Here is a 15,149-nt window from a genome sequence, read left to right as displayed (position 1 = left end):
CCTCCCCCACCCTACGACAAAAAAATGTGCGCATGAGACCCGAAAGTCTCATGCGCACATTTGGCATTAAGTCTTATATTAAAGATATTTTTACTTATTTTTCAGTTTTGTCGTCGTTATAGAAGAGGTAGCGCAGAATGGCACGAACCGAATACTTTCCATAATTGCCAAGATCGCAGTCAAACGTCACTGATGCACCGGTACGGAGAGTAGCGGCCACACGGATGTTGCTGATAGAGCATCCTTCAATAGGCTTAGCATTTTCAGAAGTTACTGTAGAGGGATCATAGAGATCAAACTTCTTGTCGGCCTCAGTAGTGATGGAGAATCCGGTTTCGTTTAACTCGATGGGCAGTTCACGCGCAGCAAAACTGTAGCGAGTCATGTCCTTGGAATATTTGGCATACGCAACAGCAAGCATGGCGGTCATCTTTTCGGGATTGATCAGAATCTGATAGTAAGTATCCGCATCATTGATGATCTCAAACTGAGCATCCTCACCCTCCTTGGGTTCTTGGTTTGTGGCATAGATCGAACCGAGGTAGAGAGGACAGACAGGGAAGGTGGTGACTTTGTAACGATTCTCAATCATAAAATCCATCACATAGACACCGGGATTGCGGAAAGGATAGGCACGAAGGCTGAAATCATCAAACACATAGGCCGAAGTCAGACCGACAGGCGTGATGTTTGAGCCGGAAGCGGTGAAGAAGCCGTCATTCTGGTCAACCCCGAAATTCATTTCCGGGAAACGGAAGCTGAGACCCTGATAGCCCGATGTCAGTTTGAGGTTGGACATCTCGAAATTAAGCTTCTGGGTTGACATATTGAATTCAAACTTATAGGTAGGATTGAGTCCGATATATGCCTCACCGGTATGGGTGTCAACGACGCGGTTGAAACAGTCGTTAGGGCCATAGTTAAAGGTATATTTCTGATCGCTTGTGCTCGAACCGAGGCAAGAGGTCAGGGAGAGAGTGGCGGCGATGATGAGGCCGAGTGAAAGAAGGTATTTCTTCATAGTCAATATGATTGGTTATCTTATATTAATGTCGTAGAATTTGAGGTTTCCTATTACCGGTATATTAGTCGATTATATACGGAACGATTATACTAACGCGGACATGCGATTGTTTAGTATGATTCCAATCCTTTACATTTGGTTAAAAAAACAAAATATACGACTGGAAATCACCCATATCCGCCCGAACACATCATAACGAACGGAAATCAAGACGTAGCGTGACACCGCCACGGACCGGAAGACCGCGCTGGAAGAAGCTGTTTGACATTGATTCGTAGCGGAAAGTCGAGAAGCGGGTGTCAGTAAGGTTCTTACCCCAAAGATCGACCGATCCGCAGGGTATGTCGATGCGCAGATTGGCACCCAACTCAGCATAGAAAGGCTGCTTGTAGTTATTGGCCTCATCCCAGTAGATCGCACCCGTACCGCGCATGTCGGCCGTGAGGCTGAGCCCCTTGATGATTCGCGACTCAACCGGATGGCGATAGGTGGCGGCAAGATAGAGGGTATTGGACGGAGCGTAGGGCACGTGCTTACCCTTGAAGCTCTCCTCACCGAGATTGAAACGGCGGAAAGTGGCGTGAGTATAGCCGTAGGCAAGATTGAACGCCCAACGCGGAGTGGGATTATAGGCAAACGTAAACTCGCCACCGGTGCTGCGCGTGCGGTCTGCATTGGCCATAACGCGTCCGGTAGTCGTACCCTTGGGGAACATGGTCAACTGCTGGTCACGGCAATCGATCAGGAACAGTGCGAAGGATGAATAGACGCGGCCGTGGTCAACGCTGAAATGGCCACCCAATTCGTAGTTCCACGACACTTCCGGACGATAGTTGACAAGGCCGTTGACATCGTAGCCCTCTCCGGCCGAAGCCTGTGTCTGCGGCCGGCCACCGCCACCGGGCATCTTGCCCATCATCTCGTCCTTGAGACGTTGCTGAAGGAATTCGGAAAACATCTGGGTGTTATAGCCTCCTGCCTTGTAGCCTTTCGACATGGACAGGAAGAGCGCGGAATGCGGAAGATTGTAAGTGACGCTCACTTTTGGGAGCAGCTGAGAGAAATGTTTCGACAGACGGTCTGCCTCGTCGATACTTACATCAACTGAGCCGAGAGGTATGTTTCCTCGATACATCGTGCAGGAGGCATCGCTGTAACTGCGATACTTCAGTGCAGTGTGTTCGTAGTCGAGACGTATGCCGGCCGCAAAAGTGAAATTACGCCAGTCGTAGGAACTCTGATGATAGACGGCCACGCCCTTCACTGGATTTGTGAAATCAGAGCCGAGGAAGAGGTTCGGCTGATCCCATGCGAGACGCATCCCGGCGGGAAGCAGGGAGTTGACATTGTCAAGGATAAGATCATTGATACCGTCCTCCTTGAAATTCACAGGAGCATATATGTTGCTGTATTTATAGAATCCGAACACTCCGGCAAGCCAGCTGTAGTTACCGACCGAACCGCGCATGACGACATCCTGCGTCACACTGCGGTCATGCTGCTTCTGGGTGAGCGTGAAATAATTGGCAGGCAGGAAGTCCTGATCAAGCGTCAGATTGTCATCGACATACTGGAAGCCGGTGATCGAGGCCAAAGTGAAATAGGGGGTTGACCAGTTGACGGTAAGTCCGTCGGTGAACGTGGTGCGCTTGTAGAAACACGTGTCATTATAGTTTATCAGGTCAGTCTCCTCATAGGCGTATGGATAGCCGTTCTGACGGGCATGGCCGTAAGACGCCACGTTTTCGACAAGAAGATTGTCAGCTGGCCTCCATGATGTCTTCCATCGCAGAGCTTCCACCCTCTCGCGGTCGGTACGCTGACCATTGTAGGCATTTCGGAAATAGCCTCCGCGATAAGCACCATAAGCACTCACCGACATGCCGAGGCCACGAGTGAGCAATCCGTAAGCCGAGAGACCGAGACGGTAATTATTTCCCGTAGCCCCCTCGGCGAGCGCACGCACACCCTGATAGTGGAGGGGCGAAAGCGTAGTGACGTTGATAAGACCCGCTATTGTATTACGGCCGTAGAGAGTCGATTGAGGCCCGCGAAGCACCTCGATACGCTGAATGTCAAGCATATCGAAATCATAGGCATCCTTATTGAGATAAGGGATATTATCGACATTGAGTCCGACGGCAGGCTGATCGATACGCGCTCCGATACCGCGCACATATACCGAAGCAGTCATCCTCGACCCGTATTCAGGCATAAAGAAGTTGGGAGCGATCTCCGAAACGCCCCTCAGACCGACCACGTTAAGACGCTCGATCTCACCTTGTCGCAGCGTCGTCACCGAGACCGGCTGACGCAACAATGAACGCGCCTGCTTGATGGATGTCACAGTGACCTCACCGATGGCAAGGGTGTCGGGGCCTTCCTTGATACGTGGGCTCGATGAACCGGGCTCAGTAATTGCTGACGAATTTATCATACCCATGCCTGAAAGCGCGGTGAAAAACAGGAGACTGCGTAGAAACATGACAATTATCTGGAGTTTAAATATTAAAGCACAAAGGAGCAGCAGCTAAACCTATGACTGACAGCGAAGAAACACATCTCACACCGTGCGATCCAATGTTGCTGTCCGACACCCCGACCCTGCGGGGAAAAAATCGGAGTGCAAAGGTAAGAATTATTTATTAAAAACCCTCTGCATGATGGTGTTTAGAAGATTTAACAAATCACCTTGCCAATTCGATTGTATATATATAGAAAATCATTACCTTTGCGCCCACAAAAATCATGGGACTTAGAAATAAATACTAATATTCATATATCTAACGCATTACCACTATGTATTGGACACTTGAACTCGCATCAAAACTCGAAGATGCACCTTGGCCCGCAACCAAGGAGGAACTTATAGACTATGCAATGCGCTCCGGCGCACCGATGGAAGTAATCGAAAACCTTCAGGAAATGGAGGACGAAGGTGACACCTACGAATGCATCGAAGACATCTGGCCCGACTACCCCCAGAAAGAAGACTTCTTCTTCAACGAAGAGGAGTATTAAGCCGGAATCAGGCGAAATCTGCGCCTTAAATAATTAAAACACAAGCGATTGACAAGCGAATAAATAAACTTGTCAATCGCTTTTTCTGTCCTTTTATCGCAAAATAAACTTGCCTATTTTTAGACCGTTACCATGCCGAAAATCTGTTTACTTACCTAAGCGAAAATAGTAACCTCCTAATTACGAGAATATTTAATCTAAATCTGATAAATTTTATTTAATTTTGCGATATGGATAAGAATCAAGCAAACGAGATTATACTTTATCAACCGGATGACACCCTTTCTCTTGATGTAAGGGTGGAGGATGAATCGGTGTGGCTTACACAGGCACAAATGGCTGAATTATTTCAAACCACAAGAAATAATATCACGCTTCATACTCGTAATATCTTCAAGGATGGAGAGTTAGTAGAGAATTCAGTTAGTAAGGAATCCTTACTAACTGCAAAAGATGGAAAGAAATATCGTACTAAATTATACAATCTTGACGTAATTATATCTGTAGGATATCGAGTAAAGTCCGTCCGAGGCACACAGTTTAGAATCTGGGCACTTCAGATTCTTAAAGATTATCTGCTGAGGGGCTATTCCATAAATCAGCGTCTTATGCAGCTTGAAGACAGAATTGACAGACGATTGTCGGAGCATGACCGCCATCTGCTTCAACTTGATGAGAAAGTTGATTTCTTTGTGCGCTCCTCTCTTCAACCTAAGGAGGGAGTCTTCTTCAACGGGCAGATTTTCGATGCCTACGCGCTTGTGGCAGATCTTATCCGTCAGGCCAAAACACGGATTGTGCTCATCGACAACTACATTGATGACTCAGTCCTTGTACAGTTATCCAAACGTAAACCGGGAGTGACGGTTAATATTTACGACGGCCAGATCTCGAAACAACTTCGTCAAGATGTAGAGAAGCACAACGAGCAGTATCCGGGTATTACTCTCCATAAATACACCAAAGCTCATGACCGTTTTCTGATTATTGATGAGGATGTCTATCACATCGGTGCATCCCTGAAAGATCTCGGCAAAAAACTTTTCGCTTTCTCCAAGATGGAAGTGATGACTGGTTCAAAATTGCTAACAGCTCTGTAACTACAACGTTGTTTTTGAAAGTCCGTGATAGACAAACTCACTTTTCCAATTTTCACATAAATATTAGGATTCTACATCTCTGATTTAACGAAGATGGATATTGACTGACCCCTATCAGGTAAATGAAACAATTACTTCGACAAAATAACACAGTGAGGAATTTACGGTAAATGTGGTGTAAATTTTACCGGCCATGTAAATTTACCCCTCAATAATTCTTTCTTACCTACTTATAGAGGACGTGCTATCAGAAAGAAAAACTCTTTCATTGATTTACACGTTATAAAAGCAAAAAGATTACCAAATACTATGACAAGAAAAGAACTTACTGACATTATTGCCGCAAAAGTGGCGGAAGTCATCGAAAATCCCGGATTCTGGGGCGAAGATCCTCAATTAAGCATTATTCCAACCACTTTGTTGGTAAGCATCGAACGACACGCAGATGCCGACCGTACGATTGCATTCAGCGACTATGCAATTGAAGCCGATGCCGTGGAGGACGGAGACTATTCGGAAGATGCAGCTGATTTTCAGTCGGCATCCGATCCTGACCTCTACCCGATCGGAACTTTAATCGACTATGCCGACAAGAAACCAGATCTGCAAAAAATCAGCAGACTAGTTGATCAATACATTCCTCAGCAGGCAGAAAATCTTTATGCCGAGTAAAATGAGGCAGAAGAGCAAAGATCTTCTATTCCTCTAAAATAAATTTTACGGTGGGGCTGTGTCGTTTACATTACGGCATAGCCCCATAATCTATTATACATATCACTTGCTCCTTTCTTCGACTATAGGGGATATCTATTTGTGAGAGAATCACTAAAACTCTCCCGGAAAATACGTTAAATCTAAATCCTTTTCCCTATTCTCTTGCCAGATTCATGGGTTATTCTTAAATTCGCTTTTGTTTGCCCAATATACGACTGACGATTATATGTGATCGTAGATTTTGCAATAGTTATTTTCTTTTTACCTCACCACAATCAAATCCATGATGAAAAAACTCGAAACATTCGTGCTGTCAATTCTCATCTGCCTGTCGGTTACTGCACAGACTTCAAGATATTCCACATCCATGATCCAATCACATGGCAAGGAATGGTCCGCCGACAAATCGTGGGACTATGTGAGCGGTCTCGTGGCAAAAACCATACTGATGTACTGCTCCCAGTATCCCGACGACGATCTTTCGGCCCAAGCCTACGGATGGTGCAAAACCTACGCGGACAACGCCATAGATACCGACGGTAACTTCCGCAGCTTCAAGAAAGGAAGCCTCGACAATATTGCTTCAGGAAAAGTGCTTTTCGATCTTTATGCACACGAATCAACGGTGAATCAAGCTAACGGTGAGCGATATCGTCGGGCTGCCGATTACCTTTACAAGTATCTGCGCTATGAGTACAAACGTATATCACTCGACGATGGAAAGGATGGCTTCATTCACAAGGATTCCTACCCCTATCAGATGTGGCTCGACGGACTCTATATGGGAGCTGTCTTCTATGCCGAATATCTCGCTACCTTCGCCCCCGACGAAAATGAAGCGTGGTCCGACATCGCATTGCAGTTCATCACAATACATAACCACACCTACGATGCACAAAAATCACTCAATTATCATGGATGGAGCGCAAATCCGAAGGATGCCAATTCTTTCTGGGCCAACACCGCCGATCCGTTCAAAGGATGCAGCAAGGAATTTTGGGGACGCGGAATGGGATGGTATGCAGCAGCCTTGGTAGATGTACTGGACTTTATGCCTCGCGAGCACCCTGACTACGCGGAAATAGCCGGAATTTTCGCCCAAGTGATCGATGGCATACGTCGCTGGCAGGATTCTCATAGCGGTGTATGGTATCAGCTCATGCAGTATGACGATTCGTTTGTCAGCGCACGTGGCAACCGCAACTACCTTGAAGCATCGGCATCGTGCATGTTCACATACGCCATGCTCAAAGGCATAAGACTCGGACTACTTGACTCTGCAGAGTTCAGTCCCGTGGCCATGAAGGCTTACGACGGAGTGCTCGCCACATTCATCACTGAACGTACCGGTGGAGTCGATATCCATAATATATGCCGATCGGCAGGTCTGGGACCGTCCAACAAACGCGAACGTAACGGCACAGCCGATTACTATCTTGACGGCAGTGATGTCAACATCGTCTCCAACGAAGGCAAAGGTATCGGCTCATTCATAATGGCATGTCTGGAATATGAGAAATACATCACCTCATCATTGCATCCCGCAATAGCCGATCCGGCATCGTCGCCAGTTATGATATTCGACATCTATGGCCATAGATACCCTACACCTCCGAAGGGTATCTATATCGAGCTGCGCAACGGTATCGCAACTAAGAAAATAAACCACTAATCCATTATTGATATATTAATATAGGTGGTTTAACCATCGTCATAAAATTCCCTCTAAAATTGATTCGCTTGTAGGAATCCGGGATATTTTATAATTTAGCTGTCATGAACAACCCGTTTGATTATACGCCTGCTGAAACATGTGATGAAGCTTTCCGGGACTTACTTGTTAGGCTGGAAACTCTGAAGAAGAGCGACAGGCCCGATGATATCAATTTCTGCCGTGAACTTGAGGCCGGAAAAATGCTCGGCGTCCTCATCGCTACCGATACCGACGGCACAAGTCATACGCTGTATGCTTTTTCCGGACAGTTGGGCGACGGAGGCTTCTATCATCATGGATTCGTAGGTCCGGTGTTCGATTATCTGCAACCCGACGGCTATTTCAAGACAAAGGAAGCGGACATATCACGTCAGAATGCCGAGATAGCCCTCTTCGAAAACGATACTTTTACTAAAATAAAAAGTGACTACGAGCAGGCAAAAGCAAAAATGGATGCCGAGATCTCGGAATACAAAGAGAAATGCCGCCTGTCGAAATTGGAGAGAGACGCCAAGAGAGCATCGGGTATTATCAGTGATGACGAGATGGCAGCCATGATACGCCGGAGTCAGTTTGAGAAAGCCGAACTGCACCGTCTTAAAAAGAAACTGGCCACCGATCTTGAAAAATACGCTGAAAATCTGAAGCATGCGCAGGCCCACCTCGATTCACTTAAAGAAAAACGTCGCAGCGACTCCGAAGCTTTACAGAAATGGCTGTTCTCCAGCTTCCATCTGCTCAACGCACGTGGCGAAAGCAGAAGTCTGAGTGAAATCTTTGCCGATACCCCCTTGAGGATTCCCCCATCCGGCGCAGGAGAATGTTGCGCCCCGAAACTCCTGCAAGCCGCATATCTGCAAGGATGGCATCCGGTATCAATCGCCGAATATTGGTATGGCGAACCAAAAGGAGGAGAATTGCGCATACACGGCAAGCACTATCCGGCATGCCGTGGCAAATGTCTGCCCGTCCTCGGCTGGATGCTCCAAGGACTCTGTATTGAACCGCCTCTCGACAGTGACCATCGGTCAACTATCACTCACACACCGGAGATCATCTATGAAAATCAATGGTTTTGTGTGGTCAACAAACCAAGCGGAATGCTCTCCGTGCCCGGTAAAGGCGCGGCAATCTCCGTGCAGCAATGGCTTGCGGACCGATATGGGTCTGAGCGGTTCGTCAGAATGGCTCACCGACTTGACCAAGACACATCGGGACTGCTCATCGCCACGTTCAGCCCGCTCACCCTGAAGGTGATGCAATCGCTGTTCTCAATGCGTAAGGTAAGGAAAACATACGTGGCAGAATTGGAAGGCGATTACTCCACCCGTGGGCTACCCCAGCAGGGACATATAGACCTGCCCATTTCGCCCGATTGGCTTGATCGTCCCCGGCAGCGTATCGACCTCGAAAATGGGAAAGACGCACTGACGGATTACGAATTTACAGGTACAAGGGATGGTCACAGTCGTGTAATTTTCCATCCTCTTACGGGACGCACGCACCAACTGCGGGTCCACGCCGCATCGGCGTCCGGACTCGGTCTTCCGATTGCCGGCGACCGTCTGTATAGCAAAAATCTCAATAACGCACCGGGACGTCTGCTCCTCCACGCTCAAAAAATAGAATTTACATTCCCCATCGACAGACAACACTACAGTTTTGAATCCCCCACCCCATTTTGATCCCCTATGACCGATCAATCGTCACTATGTAAGTCATTCAAATTAAACCAAGAAGATTGATTTCCGGATTCGTGATTCGATTTACAGCAAAATACTTGCCGGTATCAACAATTCTGACGAAATTTGCCATAAAGATACGCCTGTACCGATAAATACTTCTTAGTATCTCAACTACCAAAATCAATACCAATGAACATAAGACAGTTTCTTGCCGCCACGCTGATGGTGATGACTCATACAGTAAATGGACAAGTAGTCATCAACATTGATGCCAATCAGAGAGGACCTATGGTCAGTCCGACCCATTATGGAATATTTTATGAGGATATAAATCATGCGGCGGATGGAGGTCTTTATGCCGAATTGATACGCAACCGTTCCTTTGAGGATGACACCACACCTTGTAACTGGTACAGTGTAGGCGATGCTGCTATTGCGTTGGTGCAGGACGGATTGCTCAATGATGTGCAGCATAATGCACTCAACGTCACCATAGTCAATAATGGAGACGGCGTTCGCAACGAAGGTTATTGGGGCATAAACGCAGCAAAAGGCAGAGAGTATAAATTGTCTTTCTGGGCAAAAAGCGACAATAAATATAAAGGGGTACTCGCCGCACGCCTCCAATCGACCGCCGGACATACACTTGGCGAAACAGATGTGAAAGTATCATTATCTAAAGAATGGAAAAAATACACTGCTTCCATAATAGCTACAGGAGATGACCCTAAAGCGGAATTTACGCTTTTAGCCGACAAGCCCGGAGAATTTCAGCTTGACGTGGTGAGCCTGTTCCCCCCGACATTCAAGAATCGTGAGAACGGAATGCGTCCCGATTTGGCCGGGATGCTTGCCGACATGAATCCAACTTTCATGCGTTTTCCCGGAGGATGCTTCGTTGAAGGGCAGGAAAGTCCCGACAATGCCTTCAGATGGAAGCGCACCATCGGCCCAATCGAGCAGCGTGAGGGTCACAAGAATGTCAACTGGGGCTATCGCACAAGCGATGGCATCGGTTTCCATGAATATTTACAGTTGGCCGAGGATCTTGGAGCCAAGCCGCTGTTCGTGGTTAATGTAGGCATCTGGCATGGCGGCTGCACACCATACAATCAGATCGGGGAATGGATTGAGGAATGCCTTGATGCGCTTGAGTATGCCAACGGCGACGTAACCACCAAGTATGGCAGGATGCGTGCTGACAACGGTCATCCCGAACCGTTCAATCTGGAGTATATCGAGATCGGCAACGAGAACTACAACTTCAACATGGATGACAACTCCGACCAGAGCGACCACTATCCTGAACGCTACATACAGTTTTACAATGCCATAAAGGAGAAATATCCCAATGTGAAATGTATCGGAAATGTCGAATCGTGGGCCACAGATCATCCATCGTGGCGCAACGATTACCCCGTGGATATTGTGGATGAACATTATTACCGCAACCCGAAGTGGTTTGCGGACAGGTTCAACAAATATGATGACTATGACCGCGACAAGCATCTGATATATGTGGGCGAATATGCCGTGACCAGTAATTTTGGAAACATCGGCAATCTTAACGCCGCTTTGGGAGAGGCTGTCTATATGATGGGTATGGAAAACAACTCGGATGTGGTTGTGATGAACTCCTACGCCCCTATCTTCGTGAATGAGAATGACGCACGCTGGCGACCTGATATGATTCGCTTCAACTCCTCGCAGGTTATGGGAACTCCGTCATATTATGTCCAGCAACTGTTTGCTAACAACATCGGCACACAGGTTGTCAAGACGGGCTGGACCTACGATCTGACAAAACCTCATTCGGCAGAGGAGGAAACGCAACACCCCGTCCACGTAGGGCTTGCCACATGGGACACAGATGTCACTTATCGTGATCCACAGCTGATCGTCGAAGGCAAGACTGTCGATATCAGCGATTATAGAACATGGAATAAAGTATCGGGCGACTGGAATATTTCTGCTACCGGGATCACTCAGAGTAGCGGCAAGCAACCGGCAATGATAGTATGTCCTGATAATATCGAAGCGGATAAATATACCTTCAAAGTGCAGGCAAAGAAAAATTCAGGAGCGGAGGGTTTCATGGCCATGTTCGGATATAAGGACAGAGACAACTATCAATGGTTTAATATCGGTGGCTGGACAAACACTCAGAACAATGTAGAGCAGGCGATAGGCGGCGGTCGGGTTACGCTGTGTAAAGGTCACCGGTTCAGTGTAGAGGATGACCGTTGGTACGACCTTCGGGTCGAGGTTGACGGTGACAGTATCAATTGCTATCTGGACGGCAAACTCGATCTCTCCTGCAAGAGTATGAACGACAATCCGAATGAAGGCGTCTATGCATCTACCACTATGGATGACGCAACAAAGACCATGATTGTCAAGATCGTAAATTTGGGCGATGGACACGCGGATGGCGTTATCAATCTATCCAACTGCACGATCGATACGACTAAAAATGATGCATTGCAATTGATTCGCCTATCATCCGAAAGCGGAAATGATGAAAATACGATATCAGCTCCCAACCGTATATCTCCCGTGAAAGCCGACATCAAGGCCGGGAACTCAAATGAAGTTCTCTTCCATGTCCCCGCCTATTCCATAAACATTGTCAGGATTCCGCTTCAGTAGATTTCACTGGATACAGGTCAAAAGCCTGTTTCCTGTAATTTCTTACGTGCAAGCCGGGATTATTTCGGGTCATCGACCAGATACCATGATCCCTACCGTAGAGGTTCAAACTAAAAGCTGTTAACAAACGTTTATAAATCAAAACTCCCTTACGCTATGCTGCACGATATCGTTTTCCTCATTCTCGGCCTTGCACTTCTTGTCATAGGAGCCAACTATGTCACTGACGGAGCCGTCACGGTGGCAAGGAAATTCAAGGTGTCAAACCTGATAATCGGCTTGACAGTCGTCGCGCTCGGAAGCACACTTCCGGATATGGTGGTATGTGTGGAATCAGCGTTTCAGAATAATCCGACGATGGCCGTAGGCGAGGTGATCGGATCAAATATCTTTGACATCCTTCTGGTAATCGGCGTAATGGGCATCATACATCCTTGGAAGGTAAGCAAAGTCATGCGTTATCAGGATCTTCCGATACTTTTTATCGCCTCGGCCGCTCTTTGGTTTGCGGGTGATACCGTGCTTTTTGACGGCGGACACCATAACATCATCAACCGTTCGTCAGGCATAATGCTCATAGTGATATTCATATTTTACATGTGGTTCATGATCCTCTCTTCCCGTAACGACAACACAACTGCTGCGGACACAGATCCATCCGACACTTCGGAAAATACCAGCGCGGATACCGGGACATCAAATCATGGAATCGCCTCATCCCACACTCTAAAATATGAACTGACCACGCTGAAGACGGATCTATCCAGATTGCAACATAAGTTCTGGTTTTCATGGGTGATGATAGCCGCCGGACTCGCCGTTCTGGTCATCGGTGGCAACTGGGTTGTTGACGGAGCTACCGGTCTGGCTCTGAAAGTAGGGATGAGTCAGGGAATGGTCGCGCTGACTGTTGTGGCCATCGGCAATGCACTTCCCGATCTCGTCACGTCAGTTACGGCAACCGTAAAAGGTGCGAGTGGCATAGCATTGGGAAATATCGTAGGCTCATGCATCATAAACGCCCTGCTTTCCATCGGGTTAAGCGCACTCGTGATTCCATTGAGGGCCGATTCAATCGGATTTGTGGATTTCATCACGCTTGTCGGTGGGGCGGCATTGATATGGCTTGTACCCACACTCTCTAAAAGCAAGTGCGTAAGCAGGATATTCGGCTGTGCGCTCGTCGCGCTTTATATCGGATACATGGTGTTCACTGTAATTAGAGGATAAGATGATGAGGGTACTACTGTCTCGGCGACAAAGTCGATGACAGCAGAGATAACGAATCTGAAAATCTGCCATTATTCACTTTCAGCCGGCAATCACTCCTCCGGCCGATCATGTTATTGAAAATATTTGTAATTTCGCGTCAGAAATGTAACGATAATGGCAAAACAGTTTGGTATCATATTCGGCTGTCTCGCTTTGGGCGAGCTTATCAGCCTTATTCCCGGACTGAATATTCCGGGCAGTATATTGGGGATGCTCATACTCACTCTCCTGCTTGAACGCAAGATTATCAGACCGGCAACCATACAGCCCGTCTGCAAATTCCTCATTTCCAACATGGCATTCTTTTTCATTCCTCCGGGAGTGGCACTCATGCTCTACTTCGACCTCATCGCTGCGGAATGGTTGCCAATTACCGTAGCCACTGTGGTGTCAATTCTTCTTGTCCTGCTTGTCACGGGCCACATCCATCAGTTCATCCATACGCGTCTTAAACATCATTATCATGACCGCCACGCTGATTGAACATCTTTCGACCCCGCTCCCCCTTATCACCATTACATTCCTCATATACTGGGGTGCGGGATGGCTCCAGAAACGCAGCGGTATCTCATGGCTTAGCCCCATGCTCATCACCATTGCTGCCCTCATTGTGATACTTAAAACCACAGGGATATCCTACGAGAAATACTATGAGTCCGGCTATCTGATTGAATTTTGGTTAAAACCTGCCATCGTGGCTCTGGGATTACCTCTGTACAACGAGCTCAAGCACATCCGCTCCCAGTTCATCACACTTTTCCTGACAGAACTTGCGGGATGCGTGGTCGGAATTGCATCCGTCGTGCTTATAGCCCGCTGGCTCGGTGCATCACCGGATGTAGTCCGGTCTCTCGCCCCCAAATCGGTCTCAACACCTATAGCCATCGAGATCTCCCGGCAGATCGGAGGCATAACGGCTCTCACATCAGCCATTGTGGTTGTCGTGGGGATGATTGGGGCGGCTGCGGGCCTGAAGATGATGCATTGGGGGCACGTACGCCGCGCTGTATCGCAAAGCCTAAGCATGGGTACGGCAGCTCATGTAATGGGCACTAACCGCATCAGCGAAATCTCTGACCGCTACGGTGCCTACGCTACGCTCGGACTGATCCTCAACGGTGTCCTGACAGCCTTTTTGGCCGGACCGATAGTCGAACTGCTAATGCCGTGAGCATAACGGATTCCGGTTCGTCGTTACTCAGTCAGTCCCATAAGTCAACCATTAGGTAAGCCAAGCTGTTAAGTTATTATAGACATATTGAATTTAAACACACTGAAAATCATGGATAATAACGAAGCAAAGAAACTCGTCAGCGAGTTCGAAGAAAAAGTACACAAGGATCTAATCGCATTTCTCCAGAAGAAGGAAGCCCTCGATCCACACGTGCCTGAATGTCCCGACGTAGAGGAAAAATGGGGTGAGATCGCCAGAGCCTATATGCCCGACGGGGCACGCGAATTCAAGGATTATCCCGTAGTGTCGCTCGGATGGATGATGCTCATCGGTATGGCCATGGCATTTTACTGGGACAAGGACTGGGAAAAATATTCAAAGGAAAAAAATATCTACGAAAACCTGCGCGACAAGCGTGGCTACGACAATATGGACGAAACAGTGGTTGAAGATGTCCTCGGTTACTCCGGTGAAGCTGCCGAGAAGATCTCCGAACTTGTGGCCGAATGTGCTTCGCGCGTTTATGGTCTCCTCAACCACGAGCATGTAGAGCCGGGCACTGAAGCCGCCCTCGGATGCTACATTGCCGCCCTCAATCAACTGTATCTCGCCGGTATGGCAATGGAGCTGAATGCTCTCGGCTACCACATGACCCCGCTTCAGGCAAATTGATTATAATTATCCGCAGCAGTGGCTGTGTCAAAATAAACACGGTTGTATTTCCTGTGCAATTGCAGGCAATACAACCGTGTTGATCATTTCGATATAGCTTTTGATATATTCTCTATCTCCCGAT

12 protein-coding genes are annotated in these 15,149 nt (G+C 47.6%); 10 read left to right on the top strand and 2 right to left on the bottom strand.

The genetic code is table 11. From position 1 onward, the window contains the following. Positions 1-94: 94 nt before the first annotated feature. Positions 95-1,021: a hypothetical protein gene (locus K2G41_RS08680; protein WP_300117351.1), complete on the bottom strand. Its 927-nt coding sequence runs from the start codon at positions 1,019-1,021 to the stop codon at positions 95-97. A 193-nt stretch (positions 1,022-1,214) separates the two neighbouring features. Then, positions 1,215-3,509 (bottom strand): TonB-dependent receptor, encoded by a 2,295-nt coding sequence (locus K2G41_RS08675; protein WP_300117349.1) that lies wholly within the window; start codon positions 3,507-3,509, stop codon positions 1,215-1,217. Between the two features lie 314 nt (positions 3,510-3,823). Here K2G41_RS08675 and K2G41_RS08670 point away from each other — a divergent pair, with 314 nt between their 5' ends. The 10 genes from K2G41_RS08670 to K2G41_RS08625 all read left to right on the top strand — a co-directional run bounded on the left by K2G41_RS08670 (position 3,824) and on the right by K2G41_RS08625 (position 15,025). After that, positions 3,824-4,045 carry a DUF2795 domain-containing protein gene (locus K2G41_RS08670; protein ID WP_297071017.1) on the top strand — a complete coding sequence of 74 codons (222 nt, stop codon included), beginning with the start codon at positions 3,824-3,826 and terminating at the stop codon, positions 4,043-4,045. A gap of 230 nt (positions 4,046-4,275) precedes the next feature. Continuing rightward, on the top strand, positions 4,276-5,145 hold the full coding sequence (rhuM, locus tag K2G41_RS08665; protein WP_300117347.1) for a RhuM family protein: 870 nt from the start codon (positions 4,276-4,278) through the stop codon (positions 5,143-5,145). A 309-nt stretch (positions 5,146-5,454) separates the two neighbouring features. Continuing rightward, positions 5,455-5,817, top strand: a complete 363-nt coding sequence (locus K2G41_RS08660; protein WP_300117345.1) for a hypothetical protein — start codon at positions 5,455-5,457, stop codon at positions 5,815-5,817. Between the two features lie 325 nt (positions 5,818-6,142). Continuing rightward, complete coding sequence (locus tag K2G41_RS08655; protein WP_300117343.1) at positions 6,143-7,531, top strand: glycoside hydrolase family 88 protein; 1,389 nt, start codon at positions 6,143-6,145, stop codon at positions 7,529-7,531. A gap of 104 nt (positions 7,532-7,635) precedes the next feature. Further along, entirely contained in the window at positions 7,636-9,258 is a 1,623-nt protein-coding gene (locus K2G41_RS08650; protein ID WP_300117341.1) for a pseudouridine synthase, read from the top strand. Positions 9,259-9,447: 189 nt separating this feature from the next. Beyond that, on the top strand, positions 9,448-11,907 hold the full coding sequence (locus tag K2G41_RS08645) for an alpha-L-arabinofuranosidase C-terminal domain-containing protein (RefSeq protein WP_300117339.1): 2,460 nt from the start codon (positions 9,448-9,450) through the stop codon (positions 11,905-11,907). Between the two features lie 156 nt (positions 11,908-12,063). Further along, the gene (locus K2G41_RS08640) at positions 12,064-13,137 is read left to right on the top strand and encodes a calcium/sodium antiporter (RefSeq protein WP_300117337.1); all 1,074 of its coding nucleotides are present in this window, start codon (positions 12,064-12,066) and stop codon (positions 13,135-13,137) included. Between the two features lie 156 nt (positions 13,138-13,293). Beyond that, positions 13,294-13,662, top strand: a complete 369-nt coding sequence (locus tag K2G41_RS08635) for a CidA/LrgA family protein (protein ID WP_300117335.1) — start codon at positions 13,294-13,296, stop codon at positions 13,660-13,662. Further along, the gene (locus K2G41_RS08630) at positions 13,643-14,350 is read left to right on the top strand and encodes an LrgB family protein (RefSeq protein WP_300117333.1); all 708 of its coding nucleotides are present in this window, start codon (positions 13,643-13,645) and stop codon (positions 14,348-14,350) included. Before K2G41_RS08635 ends, K2G41_RS08630 begins: the two co-directional genes overlap by 20 nt. Positions 14,351-14,461: 111 nt before the next feature. Beyond that, entirely contained in the window at positions 14,462-15,025 is a 564-nt protein-coding gene (locus K2G41_RS08625) for a hypothetical protein (protein WP_300117331.1), read from the top strand. The last annotated feature ends 124 nt before the right edge of the window (positions 15,026-15,149 follow it).

The sequence above is a fragment of the Duncaniella sp. genome (assembly GCF_029056165.1).
In the GTDB taxonomy this organism is placed as follows: Bacteria; Bacteroidota; Bacteroidia; order Bacteroidales; family Muribaculaceae; genus Duncaniella.
The sequence above is the reverse complement of the archived record's forward strand: the minus strand, read 5'-3'. Positions and strand labels throughout refer to the sequence as shown.